Source organism: Pseudomonas zhanjiangensis, from assembly GCF_041027545.1.
In the GTDB taxonomy this organism is placed as follows: Bacteria; Pseudomonadota; Gammaproteobacteria; order Pseudomonadales; family Pseudomonadaceae; genus Aquipseudomonas; species Aquipseudomonas zhanjiangensis.
In genome coordinates, this window is sequence record NZ_JBFTEG010000002.1 from 144,789 (window position 1) to 170,973 (window position 26,185).

The following is a 26,185-nucleotide window of genomic DNA, read 5'->3' on the forward strand; positions in this document are numbered from 1 at the left end:
GGCAACCACAGCCGGCAGAATGGCAGATCCAGACAGCTATCATTCAATTCATGCCATGAGCACACTCACCCGCGTGGGGCTGCTGTTCTACCCCCAGTGCATGCCTGCGGGCCTGTTCGCCTTTGCCGACCTGTTGCACGCGGCCAATCGCCGGGCCGGCCAGAAGCTCTTCGATCCGCTGTTCGTGGCGGCCGAGCCCGGCCAGGTGAGCTGCGCCAACGGGGTGTCGCTGCAGATAGCCGAGACCCTGGATACCCGCGGGCTCGATGCGCTGCTGGTGCCGGGCTTCTGGGCCGAGTCCGGTCAGCAGGTCGAACAGATGCTCGCGGCCAACCAGGCCCTCATCCGGCGCCTGGCCAATGCTCGCCGCCTGCGGCTGTGGAGTTACTGCACCGGGGTCTGCCTGCTGGCGGCGAGCGGCCGCCTGGACGGCCAGGCGGCCACCGTCACCTGGTGGCTGGTCGAGGCCATGAGCCGCGGGTTTCCCAGGGTCCACTGGCAACCCGAGCGCAGCTGCATCATCGACGGGCCGGTCGCCTCGGCATCGGGGGTGGGCGGTTACCAGCCCATTGCCCAGGCGCTCATCGCCGAGCGGCTCGGCGCCGCCGTCGCGCGCGACCTGGACCGGCTGATGGTGCTGCCCCGCCCCGTCCAGCCGCACCAAGCCTTCGCTGCGATGAACCTGATCGAACAGTCGAGCCCGCTGCTGCGCCGGCTGCATCGTCTGGTGGAGCAACTGCCCGCCAACCAGCTGACGGTCGCGCGCCTGGCGCAGACGCTCGGCCTGTCGGCGCGCACCCTGGCCCGCCGAGTCGCCGGCGAAACCGGCCTTGCCGTTGCGGCTTACGCCCGCTGCATCAAGCTGAACCAGGCCAGCGAGCGGCTGATCTACACCTCGCTACCGGTCAGCGTCATCGGCGCCGAACTCGGTTTCAGCAGCGACTCCAACCTGAGCCGCATGTTCAAGGAACTGACCAGGCTCTCGCCGCTGGAGTATCGACAGCGCTTCAGCACGACCGGGGCCCAATAGCGCCTTTCCGCGGCCGACGGCGGCTCAGGCGAAGCGCTTGACCGCCTCCAGCCAGGCCGGATCGAGGCGATTTTGCTGCGGGTCAAGGTCGCGCTGCGCCATGGCCTCGCGGTGCGCGTCGATCTCGCGCACCAGCTGGCTCAACTCGCCGCTGTTGCCGTCCAGCTGGTGCATCTGGATCAAGCCCAGGTGATAGAAGCGCAGCAGCTTCATCGCGCCCTCATCGCCCGCTGCCACGCCGGCCTTGACCTGGTGCATCTGGTTGGTCAGGCGCATCAGGCTGCGCTTGAGGCGCCAGCCGTACACCGCCGCCGCCATGAACGGCCGCGACCACAGCTGCAGACGCACCAAGGCGACGGTCAGGGCCAGGCCGGCGAGCACGCCGGTCAGGTTCCATTTGAAGTTGTCGCCGCCGGGGGTGCCGAATAGCTGGGTGCTGGCCGTGGCGCAGAGCATGGCCAGCAGCAGGAACAGCACCACGAGCAGCAGGGTGCTGCGGCGGGTCTGTCGGCGGTAGTGCTCGGGGTTCATGGGCTGGATTTCAAACATCGTCTTCTCCTGGCGCGGTCAGGCTTCGACCGCGCTCCACTGCTTGCTCAGGCGCTTGTCCGACACCGCCATCTTGGTGCCCAGCTGCTGGGCGAACAGCGACACCCGGTATTCCTCGAGCATCCAGCGGTACAGGATCAGCTGCGGGTCGCGCTTGCCTTCCTGACGGTGCTTGGCCAGGCGCGCCTGGTACTGCTCCCAGTAGCCGGCCAGCTCGCCGCTCCAGACCCGGTCGCGCTGCAGCTGGGCGCCGATCTTGTCCAGGCGCTGCTCGATGGCCTTGAGGTACCTGGGCAGCTCCTTGAGCCATTCGCCTGGGGTCTCGCGGACGAAGCCCGGATAGACCAGGTTGCCCAACTGCTGCTTGATGTCGTTGAGGGCGATGGCCTGGGCCAGGTCGATCTTGCCCTTGAAGCGCTTCTGCAGGCCGTGCCAGAGCTTGAGAATCTCCAGGGTCAACTTGGCCAGGCGCTCGGCGTGTTCCGCCCAGGCGCCGCGCTTACGCTCGGCCAGGGCCGCCAGGGCGGCGCCGTCGCGCGGCAGCGCCGCCTCGCCTTCGAGGATGCAGCTGTCCAGGCTGGCCAGCAGGATGTCCTCGACCAGCGCCTCGACGCGGCCGAGTTCGCGGTGCAGCAGGCCCAGCTCGGTCAGCCCCGGCAGCTTGCCGCGCAGGAACTTCGCCTGCTCGGCCAGTTGTTGCAGGAGCAGGCGCTGCAGGGCGCGGCGGTGCTGGAACTCGGCCTCGGCCTGGGTCGCGAAGCGCTCTTCCTTGACCACCCCGGACTCCTCGACCAGCGCCGGGAAAACGGTCATCGACAGGCCGGCGATCTTCTGCTGGGTCTTCTCGGCGACCTCGGCGAAGGCCTTGGCCTCCACCGTCTTCGGCGCCTTGTCGGCCTGGGGAATGGCCAGCGCGGCCTGGCTGGCCTCGCTGAAGCGCGCGCACAGTTCGGCCAGGTTGCGGCCCTCGCCGAGGAACTTGCCGCGCGCGTCCACCACTTCCAGGTTCATCTTCAGGTGGCCGTCGAGTTGCGCCTCGGCCTCGGCCCAGGCCTCCTCGCTGACCCGCGCCCCGGTCATGCGCAGCAGCTCGCGGCCCAGCGCCTCGGGCAGCGAACCCTGGGCGAAGGCGATCTTGCTCAGCGCCGCGCCGACGAAATCCGGCACCGGTACGAAGTTCTTGCGCAGCGCCTTGGGCAGGTTGCGCACCAGGGCCACGCACTTGGCCTCCAGCAGGCCGGGCACCAGCCACTGCAGGCGCTCGCCCGGCAGTTGCGGCAGCAGCGGCGCCGGCACGCGCAGGGTGACGCCGTCACGCGGGTGGTTGGGCTCGAAATGGTAGGACAGCGGCAGGCTCAGCTCGCCCAGTTGCAGCCTGTCCGGATAGAGCGCGGCGGTGACCTCCTTGGCGTCGCGGGCGAGCACGTCCTCCTCGCGCATGATCAGCAGCTGCGGATTCTTTTCACTCTCGCGCTTGTACCAGCTGTCGAAGCTCGCGGTCTGGTAGATGTCCGCCGGCAGGCGCGCCTCGTAGTAGGCGAACAGGGTTTCCTCGTCGGCGAGGATGTCGCGGCGGCGCGCCTTGGCCTCCAGCTCGTCGAGCTGCTCGAGCAGCTGGCGGTTGGCGGCCAGGCACTTGGCCCGGCTGTGGATCTCGCCACCGACCAGGCCCTCGCGGATAAACAGCTCGCGCGACACCACCGGATCGATGGGGCCGTAGTGCACCGGCCGGCGGCCGACCACGATCAGGCCGTAGAGGCTGATCTGCTCGTAGGCCACCACCTGGCCGCGCTTCTTCTCCCAGTGCGGCTCCAGGTGGTTCTTCTTGACCAGGTGCGGCGCCAGCGGCTCGATCCAGTCCGGCTCGATCCTGGCCACCATGCGGGCGAACAGCTTGGTGGTTTCCACCAGCTCGGCGGTCATGATCCAGTTGGGTTTCTTGCGTCCGATCACGCTGGAGGGGTGCACCCAGAAGCGCCGCTGGCGGGCGCCGAGGTAGTCGCCGTCCTCGGTCTTCTGGCCGATCTGGCTGAGCAGGCCGGAGAGGATCGCCTTGTGCACGCTGGCGTAGTCGCGGGCGCGCTGGGCCGCCTCGTCCTTGTCCGCGGCCTTGTTCGCGGCATTGCGCTCCTGCTGCGAGCGGCCGGACGCCGCCTCGGCCGCTGCGGCGCCGACGGCCGCCGAGCCGACAGCATCGGGGCGGCCATTCCGGCCCCGCCTGGAACCCTCGCTCAGCCTCAGCTCGCGGGCGATCAGCACCAACTGGCGATGGGCGTCGCGCCATTCGCGCAGGCGCATGTAGTTGAGGAAGTTCTTCCGGCACCAGCTGCGCAGGGCGCCGGAGCCCAGCGCCTGGCGCTGCTCCTCGAAGCCGCGCCAGAGGTTGATCAGCGCGGCGAAGTCCGAGTCGACGTCCTTCCACTGCGCGTGGGCCTGGTCGGCGGCCTGCTGGCGGTCGGACGGGCGCTCGCGCACATCCTGCACCGACAGGGCGCTGGCGATGATCAACACCTCGTCGAGGCTGCCCTGCCGGGCGCCCTCGAGCACCATGCGGCCCAGCCGCGGGTCCACCGGCAGGCGCGCCAGCTGGCGGCCCAACGGGGTCAGCTGGCCCTCGCGGCTGACCGCCGAGAGTTCCTGCAGCAGGTTGAAGCCGTCGCTGATGGCCTTGCCGTCCGGCGGCTCGATGAAGGGGAAGGCCTCGATCTCGCCCAGGCGCAGGTGCAACATCTGCAGGATCACCGCCGCCAGGTTGGTGCGCAGGATCTCCGGATCGGTGAATTCGGGGCGGGCGAGGAAATCCTCCTCGCTGTACAGGCGCACGCAGATGCCCGGCTCGACCCGCCCGCAGCGGCCCTTGCGCTGGTTGGCGCTGGCCTGGGACACGGCCTCGATGGGCAGGCGCTGGACCTTGGCGCGGTAGCTGTAGCGGCTGATCCGCGCGGTGCCCGAGTCGATTACATAGCGGATGCCCGGCACCGTCAGCGAGGTCTCGGCGACGTTGGTGGCCAGGACGATCTTGCGCCCCGGCAGGGGTTGGAAGATCTTCTGCTGCTCGGCCGGGGTCAGCCGCGCATACAGCGGCAGCACCTCGGTGAAACGCAGGTTGGCCTTGCGCAGCACCTCCGCGCAGCTGCGGATCTCGCGCTCGCCGGGAAGGAACACCAGCACGTCGCCGGGGCGCTTGCCCTCGGCCTTCTCATGGGCGGCGATCTCGTCCAGCGCGGCGAGGATGCCCTGGTCGACCGAGAGGTCGTCGAGCAGGCGCTCGCCCTCCTCGTCCACCTCGGCGGCCAGCGGCCGGTACCAGGTCTCCACCGGGTAGGTACGCCCGGACACCTCGACCACCGGCGCGTCGTCGAAGTGCTTGGAGAAGCGCTCCAGGTCGATGGTCGCCGAGGTGATGATCAGCTTCAGGTCCGGCCGCCGGGCCAACAGGGTCTTGAGATAACCGAGCAGGAAGTCGATGTTGAGGCTGCGTTCGTGAGCCTCGTCGACGATCAAGGTGTCGTACTTGTCGAGGAAGCGATCGTGCTGGGTCTCGGCCAGCAGGATGCCGTCGGTCATCAGCTTGATCAGGCTGCGCTCGTTGCTCTGGTCCTCGAAGCGCACCTGGTAGCCGACCAGCTCACCCAGCGGCGTGCCGATCTCCTCCGCCACCCGCGTGGCCACGCTGCGCGCCGCCAGGCGCCGCGGCTGGGTGTGGCCGATCAGGCCGTGGATGCCGCGGCCCAGCTCCAGGCAGATCTTCGGCAGCTGGGTGGTCTTGCCCGAGCCGGTCTCGCCGGCGATCACCACCACCTGATGGCCGGCGATGGCCGCCTTGATCTCGTCGCGCTTGGCGGCGATCGGCAGCGCCTCGTCGTAGCGCATCACCGGCACGCTGAGGCGGCGCGCCTCGACCTTGGCCGCGGAGGCCTGGAAGCGCTCCAGCCACTGCGCCAGCCTGGTCTCGTCCAGCGCCTGTTGCTTGCGCAGCTCGTGCAGCTGGCGGCGCAGGCGATGACGGTCGGCGATCAGCGCCTGATCGAGGTTTTTCAGCAGTTGGTCGAGGGCGGGGGTGGCATCGGTCATCGGGCAGCCGTGGACATTTTCATGAGGGCCGCGATTGTCGCAGATTTGCGCCTGAGGCCGAAGGCGCCATCGCCGAATCAGAAGGCCGCGTCGCGATACACCTCTTCGCCGCCCAGCAGGGTCCAGAGCACCTTGGTCTTGCCGAGTTGCGCGAGCGGCAGCTGGAAGACGTCGCGGTCCAGCACTACCAGGTCGGCCTGCTTGCCGATCTCCAGCGAGCCGGTATCACGCTCCTGACGCAGGACATAGGCGGCGTCCAGGGTATAGGCGCGTACCGCCGCCTCCAGACCGGGCAGGCTGCGCTCGCCCAGGCTCAGGGCGTTGTGCATGATGCCCAGCGGCGACAGCGGGTTGACGTCCCAATCGGAGCTGAGGGTGACCCGCGCACCGGCGTCATGCAGCTGCCGCAGCGGCAGCAGCTGATAGGCACGCTGACCGATCAAGGGCTCGTTGTCCTTGAGAAAAGGGGGTGCGAAGTAGCGGCTCGGCTGGAAGTCGGCGGTGACGTTCAATTGCTTGAAGCGCGGCCTGTCGGCCTTGCCCACCAGTTCGAGGTGGGTCAGGCGGTGACGCCCCTGGCCGCCGCCGGCCTCGATGGCATCCAGGGCATCGCGCACCGCCTGATCGCCGATGGTATGGATATGCATGTCGTAGCCCACTGCCGACAGCTCGGCGACATAGCGTTGCAGGCGCTTGGGGCCGAAATAGTACAGGCCGTTGCGCTCGACCCCAGGCAGACTCTCGGCATAGGGATGCCGCAGCCGCGCGGTGGTGTTGTGGATGATGCCGTCGACATAGAACTTGATCTGATTGACCCGCAGCAGGCTGTGCTCATCGCCCGGTCGATACAGGGCCTTGAGCGCGGACAGTTGCTCTTCGTCGTCCAGCGAAGGGTAGGCCCACAGGCCCAGCGAAGTGCGCGCCTTCAGTTGGTCGCGTCGGGCGGCCTTCTGCCAGGCCTCCAGGTGACCACGACGCCAGAACACACGGGCGTCGGCCACCGAGGTGATGCCGTTCTTGGCCAGCTCATCCTGACCGGCCAGTACGGCCTGGTAGTAGACCTCTTCGAGCGCTCTGGACGGCGACAATGCCTGGTCCAGGGCAAGGTCGCCGGCATTGTCCAGCACCAGGCCGGTGGCTCGGCCGTCCTCGTCACGCAGGATCACGCCGCCGACCGGGTCGGGAGTGTCTGCGTCGATGCCGGCCAGTTCCAGGCCCTTGGAGTTGAGCCAGTAGGCGTGCGAAGTCTCCTCCATCAGGCTCACCGGACGGTCTGCCACCACGGCGTCGAGCAGGTCGCGCGGCGACTGCTCTTCTGCCAATAGGCGATGCAGAGCGAAGCCCCAGCCCACCAGCCAGTCGCCCTCATCCTCGGCATTGCAGGCACTCAGCTCGGCCAGCCACTGCGGCACCTCATCCTCGGGACTGAGGGTGCAATCGCCCTGGGCCTCGGAAGAGGCATCCAGCACATGGGCATGGGTGTCCTGGAAACCGGGCAATACCAGCCGCCCGCCCAGGTCGACCCGCTCGGTCTGCTCGTCGACATGGGCCTGCAGCGCCTGGCTGTCGCCCACGGCGAGAATGCGCCCGTCGGCGCCGATGGCCAGGGCGCTGGCCCAGGGTTGCTGCGGATTGACCGTGTAGATCCGGCCGTTTTCCAGCAGCCTGGCCGCAGGCTCGGCGGCCTCTAGGGTGGAGCCGGCAAACATCAACAGTCCGGCCAGGGTCAGGGAAAAACGCATGAAAAAACCTCATCGCTGAATGGCGGCGGCGCATCCGGCCGCCGACTGGCTACTGCGCCGTGGCCGTCTTGAACGCGGTCCAGGTGCGCATGCGCGCACGCATGTCGCGCTGCGGGATGTCCTTGCCGGGAATCAGCCGTGCGTAGGTCGCGGCATCCGGGTAGATATCCGGGTTGTCGCGCATCTGCGGGTCGACAGCCGGCCGCGCCTTGGCGTTGGCGGTCGGATAACCGGTGAAGTTGGAGATGGCTGCCATGTTCTCCGGGCGCATGACGAAGTTGATGAAGGCGTAGGCGTACTCCGGATGCCTGGCATCGACCGGGATCGCCATGGTGTCCATCCACACCGTGGAGCCCTCGCGGGGGATGCGGTACTGGAAGTCCATCTGCTTGCCGGCGGCGTCTGCCGCACGCTGGGCCTGGGTCATGTCGCCGCTGTAGCCGAGCGACAGGCACAGGTTGCCATTGACCAGACCGGTGACCGGTTGCGACTGCAGCTTGGTCACGTACGGACGGATCTGCTGCAGCAGGGCTTGGGCAGCCTCCAGGTCCTGCGCCTTGCCGCTACGCGGATCGCGACCGAGGTAGTGCAGCGCCACCGCCAGCACTTCGTCGGGCGAGTCGATCAGGGAGATGCCGCAGTCGGCGAACCTGGCCGCCAGCTCCGGCTTGAACAGCATGTCCAGGCTGTTCAGCGGTGCATCGGGCGCGCGCCGTTTGATCATCTCGGCGTTGTAGGTCAGGCCGATGGTGCCCCAGGTATAAGGCACCGTGGCCTCGCGGGACTTGGGGTACTGCGCGTGCAGCGCCTGCAGGCCCGGCTCGATGTCGTCCAGCTCGGTCAGCTTGGCCTTGTCCAGCGGCTGCAGGGCGCCGGCACGCATCAGCCGCTCGGCCACGGTGTCGCCGGGGAAGATCAGGTCGTAGCCGCTGCCGCCGGACATCATCTTGGCCTCCAGCGTCTCGCTGCTGTCCATCACGTCGTAGACCACGCGGATTCCGCTCTCGGCGGTGAACTTGGCGAGGGTGTCCTCGGCGAAGTAGTCCGCCCAGTTGTACAGGTGCAGCACCTTCTCCTCGGCCAGCAGCGGCTGGGACGACAGCCCCAGGGTCAGGGCCAGCAGGGCCAGTGGTTTGCTGTGCTTATTCATCGTGAACTCCTCGCGCCGTCCAGCGCACATGGGTTTGACGACCGTCCAGGCCCAGCAGGGGGCCGTACATTTCCGGGCGGCGGTCACGGTAGATGCCCCAGGTCAGGCGCTCTTCGCGCATGGCATCGAGGTCCAGGGCCTGCACCAGAACGCCGGTCGAATCGCGGTCGGCCTCGACCAGCTTCTTGCCCTTGTGGTCGGTGATGAACGAGGAGCCGTAGAAGCTCATCGCCAACTCGGGGTCGGTGCTGGCCTGCTCGCGGCCGACGCGGTTAGCGGCGACCACCGGCAGGATGTTGGCGGCGGCATGGCCACGCATGCACAGCTGCCAGTGGTCGCGCGAATCCAGCGTCACAGCCCCCGGCTCGGAGCCGATGGCGGTGGGGAACAGCAACAGCTCGGCACCCATCAGGGCCAGGCAGCGGGCGGTCTCGGGGAACCACTGGTCCCAGCAGATACCCAGGCCGAGGCGGCCATAGGCGGTGTCCCAGACGCGGAAGCCGGTGTCGCCGGGGCTGAAGTACTCCTTCTCCTGGTAGCCGATGGCGTTGGGGATATGGGTCTTGCGGTAGACGCCGAGCAGGCGGCCGTCGGCGTCGGCCACGGCCAGCGAATTGAAGCAGGCATTGCCGGCCTTCTCGAACCAGGACAGCGGCAACACCACGCCCAATTCTTTGGCCAGGGCGGCGAAGCGCTTGAGCACCCGGCTGTTGCGATATTCCTCGGCCAGGGCCAGGTGCCTGTGGTCCTGCTCGATGCAAAAATACGGGGTAGCGAACAGCTCCTGCAGCAGGATCACCTCGGCGCCCTGGCCAGCCGCCTGGCGCACCAGCTGCTCGGCCTGGTCGAGGTTGCGGGCGAGGTCCCAGCTGCAGGCGAACTGGGTGGTGGCGACGGTCAGCATGACGACCCTCCCAGCGGCCAGGCCGGTTGTTGCTGGGTGATGCAGTGCACCCCGCCGCCGCCGTGGGCCAGGTGGTCGATCCGCACCGGCACCACCTCGCGCCCGGGGAAGGCCATGGCCAGGGTCCCGGCGGCGACCCGGTCGGCGGCAATGCCGTAGGCCGGCATGATCACCGCGCCGTTGGCGATATAGAAGTTGGTGTAGGAGGCGCAGAACACCTCGGCCTGCGTATCCACAGCCTCGCTGGCATCAAACAGCTCGAGCAGCTCGAACCGGCGGCCGCGGGCATCGGTGGCCAGTTCCAGGGCGCGGCGGTTCTCGCGCACCACCTCGGCATATACGGAACCCTGGTCATGGGTGGCGTCCACCAGCAGCGCGCCGGGCCGGGCGAAGGCGCAGACGCCGTCGACGTGGCCGTCGGTCATGTCGCCGGTGACATGATCCGGATCGCCCGGCAGCCAGATGGTCTTCTTCACCCCGAGCAGGCGGGCGAAGATGGCTTCCATCTCGGCCTTGCTCAGGCCCGGGTTGCGGTTGGGGTTGAGCAGCACCGACTCGGTGGTGATCAGGGTGCCGTCGCCGTCCACATGGATGGCGCCGCCCTCGTTGGCCAGAGGCGTGCCGAAGCAATCCAGGCCCAGGCCATTGAGGATGCGCCGGGCCAGGCTCTCGTCCAGGTCATGGGCCGACTTGCCGCCCCAGGCATTGAAGCGCCAGCTGACCCCGGCCAGGCCCAGCTGCGGATGGCAGATGAAGCTCGGCCCGCTGTCGCGGCACCAGCTGTCATTGACCGCCAGTTCGACCAGTTCGACGCCCGGCTCGCACAGCGCCCGGGCGCGCTCGACTGCAGACGGATCGACCACCAGCCTGACCGGCTCGAAACGGGCGATGGCGTTGGCCACCCCGGCGAAATCCTCCTGCACCTGGGCCAGGGTCGCGCCCCAGGTGGTCTCCCACAGCCCGCGGTTGTGCGGCCAGACCATCCAGGTGGCGGCATGCGGCGCCCATTCGGCGGGCATCCACCAGCCGTCTCCTTGCATCTCGTTGTGTTGCATGACAATTGCCTTTCAGTTAAGTAGTTGTTATCACTGAAAACCGCAGCAGCGGCGTTGCATTGCATGCTAGGCCTGTAAATCAGGCACAACAAACGATGGATTTTGCCCAAACCTGATTAGCAAGGCTTATCGATTATGCTCAAGCACTGGCCACCCCTGAATGCCCTGCGCGGCTTCGAAGCCGCCGCCCGCCTGGGCAGCTTCCACCAGGCCGCCGAGGAACTGCACCTCACCCAGTCGGCGATCAGCCAGCAGATCCGCAGCCTGGAGAGCTACCTGGAACAGCCGCTGTTCTACCGCAGCGGCCGCCGCGTCAGCCTGACCGACGCCGGCCACGACCTGCTCAGCACCACCCAGTCGCTGCTGCAGCAACTGGCCGTGGGCATTCGCCGCCTGGAGCAATACAGCAAGCCCAACCAGCTGGTGCTCAACACCACCCCGGCCTTCGCTCGCCACTGGCTGCTGCCGCGCCTGGGTGAGTTTCATCGGCGCCATCCCGAGGTCGATCTGTGGCTGTTCACCACCGACGAGGCCCCGGACATGGCCAGCCAGACCGTCGACATCGCGGTGCGCGACGACATCGCCGCCCAGGCCGAATGCAGCTTCCGGGTGCTGTTGCAGGACCGCCTCTACCCGGCCTGCCACCCCGACCTGCTGGCGATGCCAGCCGCCGAGCGCGGCACCCTGCACGGCGAGCGGGAAATGGACTGGAACCACTGGGAGGTTGAGGCCGGGGTCGACGTCGGCCAGCAGGGCAACGGCCTCAACTTCTCCGATCCCGGCCTGCTGCTGGACGCCGCCTGCCAGGGCCTGGGCATCGCCCTGGTCAGCCAGCTACTGGCGCAACAGGCGTGCCGCGACGGCCTGCTGCGGCCACTGGCCGAACGCAGCGTACGCGGGCCGAACTGGGCCTGGCTGATTCATCGCGACAGCGAGCAGAGCCCGCTGACCCGGCATTTCTGCGAGTGGCTGGGCGAGGCTCTGGCACCGAGCGCCGAGGGATAAAAAAAACGCCACCCGAGGGTGGCGTTCTGGCTGCTTGCGCGAGCCGGCTCAGCTAGCCTTGGCCAGGCTCTTGAGCTCCTGGTCGCGCAGTTCGCGGCGCAGGATCTTGCCGACGTTGGTGGTCGGCAGCGCGTCGCGGAACTCCACCGCGCGCGGCACCTTGTAGCCGGTGACGTTGGCGCGCATGTGCTCCATGACCTGCTCCTTGGTCAGGGTCACGCCGGGCTTGGCGACCACGAACAGCTTGATCGCCTCGCCGGACTTCTCGTCCGGAATACCGATGGCCGCGCACTGCAGCACACCCGGCAAGGTTGCCAGCACGTCTTCCAGCTCGTTCGGGTAGACGTTGAAGCCGGACACCAGAATCATGTCCTTCTTGCGGTCGACGATGCGCATGTAGCCGTCGTCCTGGATCACCGCGATGTCGCCGGTCTTCAACCAGCCGTCGGCGTCGATGATCTCGTCGGTGGCCTCCTGGCGCTGCCAGTAGCCCTTCATCACCTGCGGACCCTTGACGCACAACTCGCCCACCGCGCCGAGCGGCAACTCGTTGCCCTCGTCGTCGATGACCTTGCACTGGGTCGAGGGCACCGGGATGCCGATGGTGCCGAGCTGGATATTGCTGATCGGATTGACCGACGCCACCGGGCTGGTTTCGGTCATGCCGAAGCCTTCGCAGATCGGACTGCCGGTGACCTGCTGCCAGCGCTCGGCGGTGGCCAGCTGCAGGGCCATGCCGCCGGACAGGGTGACCTTCAGCGAGGAGAAGTCGAGCTTCTGGAAGTCCTCGTTGTTGCACAGGGCGACGAACAGGGTGTTGAGGCCGACGAAGCCGCTGAACCTGTACTTGGCCAGGTCCTTGACCATCCCTGGCAGGTCGCGCGGGTTGGTGATCAGCACGTTGTGGTTGCCGATCAGCATCATGGCCATGCAATGAAAGGTGAAGGCGTAGATATGGTACAGCGGCAGCGGCGCGATGATTACCTCGCGCCCCTCGTCCATGTTGGAGGCCATCATGGCGCGGGCCTGCAGCATGTTGGCGACCAGGTTGCGGTGGGTCAGCATCGCACCCTTGGCCACCCCGGTGGTACCGCCGGTGTACTGCAGCACGGCGATTTCGCCGCTGCCCGGGTTGGCTTCCCTGACCGGCTGGCCACGGCCCTTGGCCAGGGCCTGGGTGAGCTTGACGGCGCGCGGCAGGTTGTAGGCCGGCACCATCTTCTTTACGTACTTGACCACGCTGTTGATCAGCAGGCGCTTGAGCGGCGCCAGCATGTCGCCGACCTCGGTGACGATCACGCTCTTGACGCCGGTCTTGGGTACCACCTGCTCGGCCAGGTGGGCCATGTTGGCCAGGCACACCAGGGCCTTGGCCCCGGAGTCGTTGAACTGGTGCTCCATCTCCCGCGCGGTATACAGCGGGTTGGTGTTGACCACCACCAGGCCGGCGCGCATGGCGCCGAACACCACCACCGGGTACTGCAGGACGTTGGGCAGCTGCACGGCGATACGGTCGCCGGGCTGCAGGTCGGTGTGCTGCTGCAGGTAGGCGGCAAAGGCGCCCGACAGCTCATACAGCTCGCCGTAGGTCAGGGTCTTACCGAGGTTGCTGAAGGCAGGCTTGTCGGCGAAGCGTTGGCAGGACTGTTTCAGCACCGCCTGGATATTCGGGTACTGGTCAGGATCGATTTCGGCAGCAATCCCAACGGGATACTTGTCCTTCCAAAAGTTTTCGTTCATGGAAGCCCACTCCTAAGCAACAGCTTGATCTTCACCGCGCGGCGGCGGTTGTTTGTTGTGTGTATGCCCGTTATCTGGCCGTCCGGGACGGCGAAAAGCGGCCCGAGAGTAGCAGCTTTGCCAGGGGCCGCCTAGCACCAAACACAGGCCAAACGGTCACCAACAGAACCATCTATCGAATTTCGGTCACATTGCGCCTGACTGTCGGACAGTCCGGCAATGACCGCGCACGCAAGCGGGGAAAGCGGCCGGCCCAGCGGCGCGCGGGCCGGCCAGGGAATGCCGGGGCGACAGGCTTGGCCGCTAGGCACGACGCCGATGACGCCGCGCCCAGCAGGAGGGATCAGGCGATATCGCGCAGCTCGCGACGGAGGATCTTGCCCACCGGGGTCATCGGCAGGGCATCCTTGAAGACGATGTGCTTGGGCACCTTGTAGCCGGTGAAATTCTCCTTGCAGTAGGCCTTGAGCTCCTCGACGCTCAGATCATCGGCGCGCGGCACCACGAACAGCTTGACCACCTCACCGGACTTCTCGTCCGGCACACCGATGGCCGCGCAACTGGCGACCTTCGGGTGGGCCATGACCACGTCCTCAATCTCGTTGGGGTACACGTTGAAGCCGGAAACGATGATCATGTCCTTCTTGCGGTCGACGATGCGTACGAATCCGTCCGGGTCGATCACCGCGATGTCGCCGGTCTTGAACCAGCCCTCGTCATCGAGTACCTCGGCGCTCGCTTCGGGACGCTGCCAGTAGCCTTTCATCACCTGCGGCCCCTTGATGCACAGCTCGCCGCGCTCGCCCAGCGGCTGCTCGTTGCCCTCGTCGTCGATGACCTTGAACGCCGTACCCGGCACCGGGATGCCCACGGTACCGAGGCGCGCCTGCTTGCCGTAGGGGTTGGTGCTGGCCACCGGCGAGGTCTCGGTGAGACCGTAGCCCTCGACCACCGGGCAGCCGGTGATGGCCTCCCAGCGCTCGGCGGTGGCCTTGACCAGGGCGGTGCCGCCGGAGTTGGTCACCTTGAGGTTGGAGAAATCCAGGTTCTTGAACTGCGGATGGTCCATCAGCGCGACGAACAGGGTATTGAGGCCCAGCAACGCGGAGAACTTCCACTTGCCCAGTTCCTTGACGAAGCCGTCGATGTCGCGCGGATTGCTGATCAGCACATTGTGGTTGCCGTTGACCATCATGCACATGCAGTTCGCGGTGAAGGCATAGATGTGATACAGCGGCAGCGGTGCGATCATCACCTCCTGGGCCGGCTTCATCAGCGGGGTGCCGTCCTCGCCGAGCTGCGACAGGCAGGCATCGACCTGCAGCATGTTGGCCACCAGGTTGCCGTGGGTGAGCATGGCGCCCTTGGCCACTCCGGTGGTGCCGCCGGTGTACTGCAACACGGCGATGTCGTCATGGCCGACCTTGACCGGCCTGAGCTCGTGGCCATGGCCCTGCGTGAGCGCCTGCTTGAACGGCACCGCTTGCGGCAAACGGTAATCGGGCACCAGCTTCTTCACGTGCTTGACGAGGGTGTTGACCAGCCAGCCTTTGGGGCCGGGCAACAGGTCGCCCATGCGCGCCTCGACCAGGTAGTCGATCTGAGTGTCCGGCAGCACGTCCTCGACCAGCTTGCCGAACATGTTCAGGTAGACCAGGGCGCGTACGCCGGCATCCTTAAACTGGTGGCGCATCTCACGGGCGGTGTACAGCGGGTTGGTGTTGACCACGATCAAACCGGCGCGCATCGCGCCAAAAACCGCGATCGGGTACTGCAGGACGTTGGGCATCTGCACCGCGATGCGTTCGCCGGGCTGCAGGTCGGTGTGTTTCTGCAGGTAGCCGGCGAAGGCGGCGGACAGGCGATCCAGCTCGGCGTAGGTCAGGGTCACGCCCAGATTGCTGAACGCCGGACGATCGGCGAATTTCTTGCACGAGCGCTCGAACACCTCGATCACCGACTTGTAGGCACCCAGATCGATATCGTTGGGTACGCCGGCCGGGCGTTTGTCGCTCCAGAAATCAGGCTGCATTGTTCTTATCCTCTTACCCTGGAAGTATCGGCCCTGCTGAACCGGCAACTGCGCATCGGGCCGCCGCATCTCATACAGGCTGCGCCGAACTTAGCAGCTGGGGCCCGGGGCGCAAACACTTGGAGGACCGTCATTGATCGCGTGAATCTTCGATCACGCCATTGGACTGGGACAAGGCCGTCGCCTGGTTCTACAATGCCGCACCCTTGCAGGCTTAAGGATTCGCCATGCAGCACCAAGCGTTCTGGCTGAACAGCAGCGATGCCACTCCCCTGTACGTGAACCGCTGGTTCGCCGAGCAGCCGCCGAAGGCGGTCGTGATGGTGGCCCACGGCATGGCCGAACACAGTGGCCGCTACGCACGCCTGGGCGAAGCGCTGGTCGCCGCCGGCTACGAGCTCTACGCCCACGACCAGCGCGGCCACGGCCAGACCGGCAGCCGCGGCACCCCGGGGCATTATGCCGACCAGGGCGGCTGGAACCGGGTGGTGGGCGACCTGGCCTGCCTCAATCATTACATTCGCCAGCAGCACCCGCATGTGCCGATCTTTCTGCTCGGTCACAGCATGGGCAGCTATATCGCCCAGGCCTATCTGATGCAGCACAGCAGCAGCCTGCAGGGCGCCATTCTCTCCGGCTCCAATTACCAGCCGACCTGGCTCTACCGGGCCGCCCAGCTCGTGGCCCGCCTGGAGCACTGGCGCCAGGGGCCGCGCGGACGCAGCGCCCTGCTCGATTTCCTCTCCTTCGGCTCGTTCAACAAGGCGTTCAAGCCCAACCGCACCGCCTTCGACTGGCTCAGCCGCGACCCGCAGGAAGTGGACAAGTACGTCAATGATCCGCTGTGCGGATTCCGCTGCAGCAACCAGCTGTGGCTCGACCTGCTCGGCGGCCTGCAGCAGATCACTCCATTGCACAATCTGGCGCAGATCGACAGCAGCCTGCCGTTGCTGGTGATCGGCGGCGAGCGCGATCCAGTAAGCCAGGGCAAGCGCCTGCGCGACCTGGCCGGTGCCCTGCGCGAGGCCGGCCTGCGCCAGGTGCAACTGAAAATTTACCCGGACGCTCGTCACGAGCTGCTCAACGAGAGCAATCGCGACGAAGTCACCGCCGACCTGATCGACTGGCTGGAGCAGGCCCTGCGCCAGCCCCGCCAGCGTCAACCCAAGTCCCAGGAGATGCACCCATGAGCCAAAGCCGCAACACGCCCTACGAAGCCCTCGAAGTCGGCCAGACCGCCAGCTACAGCAAGACCGTCGAAGAGCGTGACATTCAATTGTTCGCCGCCATGTCCGGCGACCGCAACCCGGTGCACCTGGATGCCGAGTATGCCGCCGGCACCATGTTCAAGGAGCGTATCGCCCACGGCATGTTCAGCGGTGCGCTGATCAGTGCCGCGGTGGCCTGCGAACTGCCAGGGCCCGGCACCATCTATCTGGGCCAGCAGATGCGTTTCACCGCGCCGGTGAAACTCGGCGACACCCTGACCGTGCGCCTGGAGATCCTCGAGAAGCTGCCGAAGTTTCGCGTGCGTGTCGCTACCCGGGTATTCAACCAGCGCGACGAACTGGTGGTGGACGGCGAGGCAGAAATCCTCGCCCCGCGCAAAGCCCAGACCGTCGAACTGACCGAACTGCCGCCGATCAGCATCGGCTAAACCGCCGCCCCGACCGACGCAATCTGGCCGAGAGACCGCTGCCGCGGCCTCTCGCCCTTGGCGACGCTCACACTCCACTGGAGCACTCCATGTCCCTGTCCATGTACCAAGCGTCCATCCCGGTGTTCACCCGCCAGCTGAACAACCTGTCGACCCTGCTCGGCCTTGCCGCTGCCGACGCAGAAGCCAGGAAGATCGACCCGAGCGTGCTGCTCAATGCGCGCCTGGCGCCCGACATGTTTCCCCTGGTGCGCCAGGTGCAGATCGCCTGCGACAGCGCCAAGGCCGGCATCGCCCTGCTGGCGGGCATCGAGGCGCCGCAGCAGACCGACGACGAAACCAGCTTCGCCGATCTGCAGGCACGCATCGCCGCCACCCTGGCCTTCCTGCAGGGCATCGTCCCCGGACAGATCGACGGCAGCGAAGCGCGCGACCTGATCCTCAAACGGTGCGACAAGGAGACCCACTTCCTGGGCCAGGCCTTCCTCCTCGACCACGTCATGCCCAACTTCTATTTCCACTACACCACCGCCTACGCCATCTTGCGCCACAATGGCGCCGCCATCGGCAAGCGCGACTTCCTCGGCACACGCTGAATCCTGCAGGGCGGCGGCCGGCGTGACCGGCCATCCGCCCTCGCCCGCGTCAGCGCATTAGCGGCTTGCAGATTAATTATATTTATATTTAAATTTAATTAATGAAGACGCCAAGCCAACCACCAAAGTCCCGCGCTCCCGGCCGCCCGGCCGGCGACAAGCCCGCCCAACGCGAGTGCCTGCTCGACAGCGCCGTCGAAGCCTTCGCCCATAGCGGCATCAAGGCCTCCAGCCTGCGCGGCATCGCCGAGCAGGCCGGGGTCACCCCCGCGCTGGTCAACTACTACTTCGGCAACAAGCCCAAGCTGCTCGCCGCGGTGGTCGAGGAACGCCTGATGCCCCTGCTGACGGGCCTCGGCCAGGAACTGCGCCAGGTCGACGACGAGCCCGTCGCCCTGGTGACCGGGTTCATCCAGGGCATGCGTCGCACCGTTCAAAGCCACCCCTGGTTGCCGCCGCTATGGGTACGCGAAGTGCTGTGCGAAGGCGGCGGCTTGCGTGAACTGCTGATGGGCCGGGTGGCTCCACTGGTCGCGCACATGCTGGCCGAGCGCTTTGCCAGCGCCCAGCGGCGCGGCGCCCTGAACCCCGACCTCGATCCGCGTCTGCTGGTGGTCTCGCTGATCGGCCTGACCCTGTTTCCCTATGCCGCCGCCCCTATCTGGCGCGGCCTGTTCACAGCCCCCGAACTGGACGACGAGGCACTCGCCCGCCATACCCTCGCCCTGCTCGAACGCGGCCTGGAGCCTTGAGATGAACAAACGCCTGCTGCCCAGCCTGACCCTGCTCATCCTGCTGACCGGTTGCGACCACAGCGACGATGAGGCGCTGCTCGGCACCCTGGAATGGGACCGCATCGGCCTGCCCGCCGAAGCCTCGGAAACCATCCTGAACTGGCGGGTGGCCGAAGGTGACCAGGTCGAGGCCGGACAGCTGCTGCTCGAGCTCGACCCGCGCCGCCTGGAGGCGCGCATCGGCCAGGCCCAGGGCGAGGTGGCCGAGGCCGAGGCCCGCCTGAGCGAACTGAGCAACGGCGCACGGCTGGAAACCATCGAGGCGGCCCAGGCCAGCCTGGCCCGCCACCGTGCCGAACAGACCGAAGCCGAGCGCAACTTCCAGCGCATCGACACCCTCTACCGGCATCGCCAGGTGGCCCTCGCCGAACTCGACCGCGCCCGCGCGCGCCGCGACCAGGCCAGGGCGGCCACGCGCAATGCCGGCGCCCAGCTGCGCGAACTGACCCATGGCACCCGAGCGGAGCAACTGCAACAGGCCGCCGCCCGCCTGCAGGCGGCACGCGCCAGCCTCGCCCGCGTGCAGCTCGATCGCGAGCACCTGGACCTGCGCGCACCGCGCCCTGGACGGATCGACGCCCTGCCCTTCAAGCCCGGTGACCAGCCGCCCATCGGTGCCGAGCTGGCCAGCCTGCTGGTTGGCGAGGCGCCCTACGCACGGCTCTACATTCCCGCCAGCCAGCGCGCCCGCTTCCGACTGGGCGACGCCATGCGCGTCTACGTCCAGGGCATCGAACAGCCCTTCGCCGCCTCCCTCAGCAGCATCCGCAGTGAGGCCAGCTTCACCCCCTATTTCGCCCTCAGCGGCGACGATGCCAGCCGCCTGGTGTACCGCGCCGAGCTGCGCCTGCAGGGCGATGCCGCCCGCCAGCTGCCGGCCGGCCTGCCCCTGCGCGCCGAGCGTGACGCCGATGGCCAGCACTGAGGCGGTGATTCAGGCCAGCGGCCTGACCAAGCGCTTCGGCCAACTCACCGCGGTCGACGACCTCGACCTGCGCGTGCGCCGCGCCGAGGTGTTCGGCTTTCTCGGCCCCAACGGTTCTGGCAAGTCGACCACCATCCGCATGCTATGCGGCCTGCTGTTGCCCAGCGCCGGCGAGATCGAGGTGCTCGGCTGCCAGATCCCCCGTGACGCCGAGGCCCTCAAGCGGCGTATCGGCTACATGACCCAGAAGTTCTCGCTCTACGAAGACCTCAGCGTGCTGGAGAACCTGCAGTTTCTCGCCACCGTGCAGGGCCTGGACAAGGGCGCGGCGCGCCAGCGTATCGCCGAGCTGCTCGAACGCTACTGGCTGAGCGAGCAGCGCCAGCAGATGGCCGGCACCCTCAGTGGCGGGCAGAAGCAGCGTCTGGCCCTGGCCGGCGCCGTGCTGCACAAACCCGACCTGCTGCTGCTCGACGAGCCCACCAGCGCGGTCGATCCACAGTCGCGCCGGGAGTTCTGGGAGTCGCTGTTCGAGCTGGCCGACGCCGGCACCACCCTGCTGGTCTCCACCCACTATATGGATGAGGCCGAACGCTGCACCCGCCTGGGCATCCTCGACGCCGGCCGCCTGGTCGCCGACGGCAGCCCGCGCGAGCTGCTCGACGCCCTGCCCGGCCAGCCACTGCTAATCGAGTGCGCCCAGCCACGCCAGGCCCAGCGCGCGCTGCACGGTTGCGAGCAGGTGCTGGCGATGGCCCAGATCGGTGCGGCGTTGCGGGTCATGGTGAACGACGAGACCGCCCGCCAGCCCATCGAGCAACGCCTGCACGCCGCGCAGATCGAGGCGCGCATCAGCCGCACCGAGGCCAACCTGGAGGACGTCTTCGTTGCCGTCACCCGCCAACCCGTACAGGCCCCGGCATGAACCTGCGCCGCCTCAGCGCCATCGTCGCCAAGGAGCTGCGCCAACTGCGCCGCGATCGCCTGACCTTCGCCATGATCGTCGGCATCCCGTTGCTGCAACTGGTGCTGTTCGGCTACGCGATCAACATGGACGTGCGCGGCATCGACGCCGCCGTACTGGACCAGGCCAATACCGCTCGCTCGCGCGAGGTGGTGGCGGAGATCGGCTCGAGCCAGGTGCTCAACCTGCGCTACCGACTGAGCACGCCGCAGCAGATGGACGCCCTGCTGCGCCAGGGCAAGATCGGCGCCGCCCTGGTGATCCCGAGCGATTTCGAGGCGCGCCTGGAACGGGGGGCAGGCCCGTCGCAGGGCCGCCTGCCGCAGGGTCGCCTGGCGCAGGATCGCCTGCCGTTACAGCTGGTGGTGGATGGTTCGGACCAGAGCGTGCAAGCCTCAGCGCGCCAGCTGGCGAACTATCCATTACCCGGCTGGGCGCACCAGCAAGGGGTCGAGCTGGTCAATTTCTACAACCCCGAGCGCCTGGCGGCGGTGAACACCGTGCCCGGGCTGATCGGGGTGATCCTGACCATGACCATGGTGCTGTTCACCGCCATCGCCCTGGTCCGCGAGCGCGAGCGCGGCAATATGGAGATGCTGATCACCACGCCGCTGTCACCCTGGGAACTGACCCTGGGCAAGGTGCTGCCCTTCGTCGGCATCGGCCTGCTGCAGGTCACGGTGATCCTGATCACCGGCAGCCTGCTGTTCGAGGTGCCGATCCGCGGTTCGCTGCTGGAGCTCTACGGCGCCTCCCTGCTGTTCATCGTGGCCAGCCTGGCCCTCGGGGTATTCATCTCGACCCTGGCGCAGACCCAGTTCCAGGCCATGCAGATCGCCTTTTTCACCTTCCTGCCGCAGATTCTGCTGTCGGGCTTCATGTTCCCCTTCGCCGGCATGCCCCAGGCGGCGCAGTGGATCGCCGAACTGCTGCCGCTGACTCACTTCCTGCGCCTGGCGCGCGGGATCATGCTGCGCAGCGCCGGCGTGCTGGAGCTGTGGCCGGAGATGCTAGCGCTGCTGGTGTTCACCGCGCTGATGCTGGGCGTGGCGGTCACCCGGGTGACCAAGCGTCTGGATTGAGTCAGGCAGCGCCCCCCTGGGCCAGGGCCAAATCGCAGCCATAAAAAAGGGCGACCGAAGTCGCCCGAGTTGCCTTGCGTGCCTGTGAACCTGGAAGACCTAGCGCGCCTTGCGCTTGTGCGAGTCCTTCCAGATGAAATAACCAACGCCAGCGAAGAAGGCCACCATCAAACCTACGGTGCCGATACCGGCGAGAACTACGACATCGATAAACATGGTTGCCTCCAGCGCTAACCCTGTTGGGGATGGCTGCAAGGTACCAGTCGCGGCGCGGCACAAATTGACCCAAGTCAAGGCTGGGAACGCCCTGCCGGAGGGAGTGACCGGAAGCTGACCCAGGTCAATAAATCAGCCTCCCGGAGCGTTCGATCAGCGCTTCTTGGCCTTGCCCTTGGTCTTCTTCTTGCCCTTGGGCAGCGGTAGCACCTGCTCGAACTGCTGGCGCATTTCCTCGAGCTTCCTGTCGTGCAGGTCGTGAATGCGCTTGCCGCGCTCGGCGCTGAAATCGATCACTTTGTCGTCTTTGCTCATGCTGGCGCCCGGATCAAACGAAAGGTCAGGTTCAGGCGTGGCGCGCAGTGGTTGCGCGTCTTCGCCACTTGATGTTGCCAATAATGCTGCGTCGGCCCGCGCATGACCAGCAGCGAGCCGTGTTCGAGCCACAGCGAGTGGCCGATTCGGTTCTGTCCCTTTCGACGCAGATCGAAGCGCCGGGTTGCACCGAGGTTGAGCGAGGCGATCAATGGATCGGGCCCCAGCTCGCGCTCGTCATCGCTGTGCCAGCCCATCGAATCCTGGCCATCGCGGTAATAGTTGAGCAGCACGCCATTGAGCGGCTGGCCGACGGCCTCGATCACCCGCGCACGAATCTGCGCCAGCAGGGGCGTCCAGGGCAGCGGTCGATGAGTCAACCCGGAGTAGCGGTAGCTGGCCTCGGCATCGCCGTACCAGGCCACCAGCCGCGGCAGCGGATGCTCGCGGCCGTAAAGGCGCACCCGCGGCTGCTGCCAGGGCGTCTGCTCGACCAACTGGTGCAACCACAGGTCGGCGGTGGCAGGGGCCAGCCAGGTCGAGCGCAACTCCAGGTCGGCGCCTGGCAGCTGCAGTAAGGTCTCGGGAAACAGGGTCACGGCAATCACATCGGTGCGGGGCTGGCGGCAGTGAGGATCAGTGTGCGCGACCTAGACCTCCACATCCACCCACAGGCCCTGGCGCGGCAAGGCTTCGCCTGTCTCGTCGGCGACCTCGTCCGCTACGCCTGCCGCCAGTTGCTCGGCGGAGTAGCCGCGCCGCTGGCGTCGGCGCTGCTCCTCGCGCAGCAGTTCCTCGGCCTCCTGGGGATGGCGCTTGTCCAGACTCACGCCACTTTCCTTGGCCGTTTCCGCAACCGGCGTCACCGGCGGGATATCGGGCCTGGGCTTGACCACATCCTGCTGGGCGGTTACCGGCGCCATGCTGTGAGGAATCGGTGGAAGCATGATGGGCAATCCTCCTTTGGTCAGCCTATCGGCTGCACGGCCCCCTACTTGAACACTGCCTCGCTACACTTTCCCTTCAGATTACACCCTTATCGCGCTGCCAAGAGCCAATGCACCTTTGGCCTGGGCGCAGCGCTGCGTTACCATAGCCGGCTTTTTCACGCGGGAGACAGGCATGGCGCAATACGAACCGGGGCAACGCTGGATCAGTGACAGCGAAGCGGAGCTGGGCTTGGGCACCATCCTCGTGCAGGACGGGCGCATGCTCACCGTACTCTTCCCGGCCACCGGCGAAACCCGCCAGTATGCTGCGCGCAATGCCCCGCTGACCCGGGTGCGCTTTTCCCCCGGCGACGAGATCACCCACTTCGATGGCTGGAAGCTGACGGTGCAGGAAGTCGAGGACCTCGACGGCCTGCTGGTCTACCACGGCCTCAACGGCTCGCACGAGAGCATCAGCCTGCCGGAAACCCAGCTGTCGAACTTCATCCAGTTCCGCCTGGCCAGCGACCGCCTGTTCGCCGGCCAGATCGACCCGCTGCCCTGGTTCGCCCTGCGTTACCGCACCCTGGAGTTCACCAGCAAGCAGCTGCAATCGCCGCTCTGGGGCCTGGGCGGTGTGCGCGCCCAGCCGATTCCGCACCAGCTGCACATCGCCCGCGAAGTGGCCGACCGCATCGCCCCACGGGTGCTGCTGGCCGACGAGGTGGGCCTGGGCAAGACCATCGAGGCCGGCCTGGTGATCCACCGCCAGCTGCTCTGCGGCCGCGCCAACCGCGTGCTGATCCTGGTCCCGGAAAACCTCCAGCACCAGTGGCTGGTGGAAATGCGCCGGCGCTTCAACCTCGATGTCGCCCTGTTCGACGCCGAACGCTTCATCGAGAGCGATGCCAACAACCCCTTCGAGGACGCCCAGCTGGCGCTGGTCGCCCTGGAGTGGCTGCGCGAAGACGACCGCGCCCAGGATGCGCTGCTCGCCGCCGGTTGGGATCTGCTGGTGGTTGACGAGGCCCATCACCTGGTCTGGCACCCGGAACACGCCAGCCCGGAATACCTGCTGGTCGAGCAGCTGGCCGGCATCATCCCCGGCGTGCTGCTGCTCACCGCCACCCCTGAACAACTCGGCCAGGACAGCCACTTCGCACGCCTGCGCCTGCTCGACCCGAATCGCTTCCATGACCTCGAGGCCTTCCGCGCCGAGAGCGCCCACTACCGTCCGGTTGCCGAGGCGGTGCAGGAACTGCTCGACAAGGGCCAGCTGTCGACCACCGCCCATCGCACCATCCACGACTTCCTCGGCCTCGAGGGCGAAGGCCTGCTGGCCGCGGTCAACGACGGCGACCAGGACGCCGCGGCGCGCCTGGTGCGCGAGCTGCTCGATCGCCACGGCACCGGCCGCCTGCTGTTTCGCAACACCCGCGCCGCCGTTCAGGGCTTCCCCGAGCGCGAACTGCACCCCTACCCGCTGCCGAGCCCGGACGAGTACATGGAGCTGCCGATCGGCGAGCACCCGGACCTCTACCCCGAGGTCAGCTACCAGGCCCAGAGCGAAGTCGACGATGAGCAGCGCTGGTGGCGCTTCGACCCACGGGTCGAGTGGCTGATCGACACCCTGAAGATGCTCAAGAAGTTCAAGGTGCTGGTGATCTGCGCCCACGCCGAGACCGCCCTGGACCTGGAAGATGCCTTGCGCGTGCGCAAGGGCATCCCCGCCACGGTGTTCCACGAGGGCATGAGCATCCTCGAACGCGACCGCGCCGCGGCCTACTTCGCCGACGAGGAGTTCGGTGCCCAGGTACTGGTCTGCTCGGAGATCGGCAGCGAGGGCCGCAACTTCCAGTTCGCCCACCACCTGGTGCTGTTCGACCTGCCGGCCCACCCGGACCTGCTCGAGCAACGCATTGGTCGCCTCGACCGGATCGGCCAGAAACACCGCATCCAGCTGCACGTGCCTTACCTGGAGAACAGCCCGCAGGAGCGCCTGTTCCAGTGGTACCACCAGGCCTTGAACGCCTTCCTCGCCACCTGCCCGACCGGCAATGCCCTGCAGCATCAGTTCGGCGCACGCCTGCTGCCCCTGCTGGAAGGCGGCGACGACGGCGAATGGCAGCGCCTGGTGGACGAGGCCAAAGCCGAACGCGAACGCCTGGAAAGCGAGCTGCACAGTGGCCGCGACCGCCTGCTGGAACTCAACTCCGGCGGTGCCGGCGAAGGCGAGGCGCTGGCCGAGGCGATTCTCGAGCAGGACGACCAGTTCGCCCTGCCGATCTACATGGAGCAGCTGTTCGATGCCTTCGGCATCGACAGCGAGGATCACTCCGACAACGCCCTGATCCTGCGCCCCAGCGAGAAGATGCTCGACGCCAGCTTCCCCCTCGGCGACGACGAAGGCGTGACCATCACCTACGACCGCAACCTGGCCCTGGCCCGCGAAGACATGCAGTTCCTCACCTGGGAACACCCCATGGTGCAGGGCGGCATGGACCTGGTGCGCTCAGGCTCGATGGGCAATACCGGGGTGGCGCTGATCAAGAACAAGGCGCTCAAGCCCGGCACCGTCCTGCTCGAACTGCTGTATGTCAGCGAAGTGGTGGCCCCACGCAACCTGCAGCTGGGGCGCTACCTGCCACCGGCGGCGCTGCGCTGCCTGCTCGATGCCAATGGCAATGACCTGGCCAGCAAGGTCGCCTTCGAGACCCTCAACGACCAGCTGGAAAGCGTGCCGCGGGCCAGTGCCAACAAGTTCGTCCAGGCCCAGCGCGACAGCCTCAGCCCGCTGATTGGCGTCGGCGAGGACAAGATCGCGCCGCGCCACGCTGAGCGAGTCGCCGAAGCGAAACGCCGCCTGGCGGCCGAAACCGAGGAAGAACTGGCCCGGCTGACCGCCCTGCAGGCGGTCAACCCGAACGTACGCGACAGCGAACTCAAGGCCCTGCGCCAGCAACGCGAGCAGGGCCTGGCCATGCTCGACAAGGCGGCGCTGCGCCTGGAGTCGATCCGCGTGCTGGTAGCCGGCTGACCCCGCTCCAGCAGCGACCAGGCCCGCGCTGGCGGGCCTGGTCGCGCTGCACCGGCGCTACTCCCTCGCGCCCCGCCAGCACCCCGTGAGGCCACCTTCGCCCCAGGCATCATGCCGGCGGTCCCGCGCCCTTCTGCCACCCGCCCAGCCACCTGCACCTTGACCTGAATAAGCCATCCGGCCACGCTAAGCCTTCAGGGACGTTCAGGCCGGCAATGCCTTTAGATCAGCCAGCAATAGGGCCAATCGCCAAAGAGCAGTGCAAAACCGCCAAGCAGCGACGTTTATGTGAACTGGATCACTATACTGAGCAGGTCGCGCTTCAGCCTGACAGCGACAAGACAAGCGGAGGCAGGCGACGGCGCTTCAGCCTGACAGTGGGGGGCCAA

At 67.0% G+C, this 26,185-nt stretch carries 22 protein-coding genes; 10 read left to right on the plus strand and 12 right to left on the minus strand.

The window, feature by feature from the left end; all coding sequences use genetic code 11:
• The first annotated feature begins 55 nt into the window (after positions 1-55).
• Positions 56-1,030: a GlxA family transcriptional regulator gene (locus AB5S05_RS03200; protein WP_369285993.1), complete on the plus strand. Its 975-nt coding sequence runs from the start codon at positions 56-58 to the stop codon at positions 1,028-1,030.
• 24 nt (positions 1,031-1,054) lie between these two features.
• Here the strand turns inward: AB5S05_RS03200 and AB5S05_RS03205 are convergent, their stop codons facing one another.
• The 6 genes from AB5S05_RS03205 to AB5S05_RS03230 all read right to left on the minus strand — a co-directional run bounded on the left by AB5S05_RS03205 (position 1,055) and on the right by AB5S05_RS03230 (position 10,504).
• On the minus strand, positions 1,055-1,579 hold the full coding sequence (locus tag AB5S05_RS03205) for a DUF3087 domain-containing protein (protein ID WP_369285994.1): 525 nt from the start codon (positions 1,577-1,579) through the stop codon (positions 1,055-1,057).
• Between the two features lie 18 nt (positions 1,580-1,597).
• Complete coding sequence (gene hrpA, locus AB5S05_RS03210) at positions 1,598-5,653, minus strand: ATP-dependent RNA helicase HrpA (RefSeq protein ID WP_369285995.1); 4,056 nt, start codon at positions 5,651-5,653, stop codon at positions 1,598-1,600.
• 77 nt (positions 5,654-5,730) lie between these two features.
• Positions 5,731-7,395 (minus strand): amidohydrolase, encoded by a 1,665-nt coding sequence (locus AB5S05_RS03215; protein WP_369285996.1) that lies wholly within the window; start codon positions 7,393-7,395, stop codon positions 5,731-5,733.
• Positions 7,396-7,444: 49 nt separating this feature from the next.
• Positions 7,445-8,545: an extracellular solute-binding protein gene (locus AB5S05_RS03220; RefSeq protein ID WP_369285997.1), complete on the minus strand. Its 1,101-nt coding sequence runs from the start codon at positions 8,543-8,545 to the stop codon at positions 7,445-7,447.
• A complete protein-coding gene (gene aguB / locus AB5S05_RS03225) occupies positions 8,538-9,449 on the minus strand; it encodes an N-carbamoylputrescine amidase (RefSeq protein WP_369285998.1) in 912 nt (303 codons plus the stop codon). The genes AB5S05_RS03220 and aguB overlap by 8 nt, the downstream gene beginning before the upstream one ends.
• On the minus strand, positions 9,443-10,504 hold the full coding sequence (locus tag AB5S05_RS03230; RefSeq protein ID WP_369285999.1) for an agmatine deiminase family protein: 1,062 nt from the start codon (positions 10,502-10,504) through the stop codon (positions 9,443-9,445). Before AB5S05_RS03230 ends, aguB begins: the two co-directional genes overlap by 7 nt.
• 135 nt (positions 10,505-10,639) lie before the next feature.
• On the opposite strand from AB5S05_RS03230, the gene AB5S05_RS03235 reads away from it, so the two are divergent.
• Positions 10,640-11,509 (plus strand): LysR substrate-binding domain-containing protein, encoded by an 870-nt coding sequence (locus AB5S05_RS03235; protein WP_369286000.1) that lies wholly within the window; start codon positions 10,640-10,642, stop codon positions 11,507-11,509.
• 48 nt (positions 11,510-11,557) lie between these two features.
• Here AB5S05_RS03235 and fadD1 read toward each other — a convergent pair whose 3' ends face one another.
• Positions 11,558-13,249 (minus strand): long-chain-fatty-acid--CoA ligase FadD1, encoded by a 1,692-nt coding sequence (fadD1, locus tag AB5S05_RS03240; protein WP_369286001.1) that lies wholly within the window; start codon positions 13,247-13,249, stop codon positions 11,558-11,560.
• A 343-nt stretch (positions 13,250-13,592) separates the two neighbouring features.
• A complete protein-coding gene (fadD2, locus tag AB5S05_RS03245; protein WP_369286002.1) occupies positions 13,593-15,281 on the minus strand; it encodes a long-chain-fatty-acid--CoA ligase FadD2 in 1,689 nt (562 codons plus the stop codon).
• 227 nt (positions 15,282-15,508) lie between these two features.
• Between fadD2 and AB5S05_RS03250 the strand changes: the two genes are divergently transcribed.
• The 7 genes from AB5S05_RS03250 to AB5S05_RS03280 all read left to right on the plus strand — a co-directional run bounded on the left by AB5S05_RS03250 (position 15,509) and on the right by AB5S05_RS03280 (position 21,299).
• Positions 15,509-16,471, plus strand: a complete 963-nt coding sequence (locus AB5S05_RS03250) for an alpha/beta hydrolase (RefSeq protein WP_369286003.1) — start codon at positions 15,509-15,511, stop codon at positions 16,469-16,471.
• A complete protein-coding gene (locus AB5S05_RS03255) occupies positions 16,468-16,938 on the plus strand; it encodes a MaoC family dehydratase (RefSeq protein WP_369286004.1) in 471 nt (156 codons plus the stop codon). The genes AB5S05_RS03250 and AB5S05_RS03255 overlap by 4 nt, the downstream gene beginning before the upstream one ends.
• Before the next feature lie 89 nt (positions 16,939-17,027).
• Positions 17,028-17,534 (plus strand): DUF1993 domain-containing protein, encoded by a 507-nt coding sequence (locus AB5S05_RS03260; RefSeq protein ID WP_369286005.1) that lies wholly within the window; start codon positions 17,028-17,030, stop codon positions 17,532-17,534.
• Between the two features lie 101 nt (positions 17,535-17,635).
• Complete coding sequence (locus tag AB5S05_RS03265; RefSeq protein WP_369286006.1) at positions 17,636-18,286, plus strand: TetR/AcrR family transcriptional regulator; 651 nt, start codon at positions 17,636-17,638, stop codon at positions 18,284-18,286.
• A gap of 1 nt (position 18,287) precedes the next feature.
• A complete protein-coding gene (locus tag AB5S05_RS03270; protein ID WP_369286007.1) occupies positions 18,288-19,253 on the plus strand; it encodes an HlyD family secretion protein in 966 nt (321 codons plus the stop codon).
• Entirely contained in the window at positions 19,240-20,178 is a 939-nt protein-coding gene (locus tag AB5S05_RS03275) for an ABC transporter ATP-binding protein (protein ID WP_369286008.1), read from the plus strand. Before AB5S05_RS03270 ends, AB5S05_RS03275 begins: the two co-directional genes overlap by 14 nt.
• Positions 20,175-21,299: an ABC transporter permease gene (locus AB5S05_RS03280; protein ID WP_369286009.1), complete on the plus strand. Its 1,125-nt coding sequence runs from the start codon at positions 20,175-20,177 to the stop codon at positions 21,297-21,299. Before AB5S05_RS03275 ends, AB5S05_RS03280 begins: the two co-directional genes overlap by 4 nt.
• Positions 21,300-21,398: 99 nt before the next feature.
• Here the strand turns inward: AB5S05_RS03280 and ccoM are convergent, their stop codons facing one another.
• The 4 genes from ccoM to AB5S05_RS03300 all read right to left on the minus strand — a co-directional run bounded on the left by ccoM (position 21,399) and on the right by AB5S05_RS03300 (position 22,777).
• Positions 21,399-21,515, minus strand: a complete 117-nt coding sequence (gene ccoM / locus AB5S05_RS03285; protein WP_369286010.1) for a cytochrome c oxidase subunit CcoM — start codon at positions 21,513-21,515, stop codon at positions 21,399-21,401.
• A gap of 153 nt (positions 21,516-21,668) precedes the next feature.
• Positions 21,669-21,830 carry a hypothetical protein gene (locus AB5S05_RS03290; protein ID WP_369286011.1) on the minus strand — a complete coding sequence of 54 codons (162 nt, stop codon included), beginning with the start codon at positions 21,828-21,830 and terminating at the stop codon, positions 21,669-21,671.
• Positions 21,827-22,429 (minus strand): alpha-ketoglutarate-dependent dioxygenase AlkB family protein, encoded by a 603-nt coding sequence (locus tag AB5S05_RS03295; protein WP_369286012.1) that lies wholly within the window; start codon positions 22,427-22,429, stop codon positions 21,827-21,829. The genes AB5S05_RS03290 and AB5S05_RS03295 overlap by 4 nt, the downstream gene beginning before the upstream one ends.
• A gap of 51 nt (positions 22,430-22,480) precedes the next feature.
• Positions 22,481-22,777 carry an aspartate-semialdehyde dehydrogenase gene (locus AB5S05_RS03300; RefSeq protein ID WP_369286013.1) on the minus strand — a complete coding sequence of 99 codons (297 nt, stop codon included), beginning with the start codon at positions 22,775-22,777 and terminating at the stop codon, positions 22,481-22,483.
• Between the two features lie 175 nt (positions 22,778-22,952).
• Here AB5S05_RS03300 and rapA point away from each other — a divergent pair, with 175 nt between their 5' ends.
• Positions 22,953-25,796, plus strand: a complete 2,844-nt coding sequence (gene rapA, locus AB5S05_RS03305) for an RNA polymerase-associated protein RapA (protein ID WP_369286014.1) — start codon at positions 22,953-22,955, stop codon at positions 25,794-25,796.
• Positions 25,797-26,185: the final 389 nt, after the last annotated feature.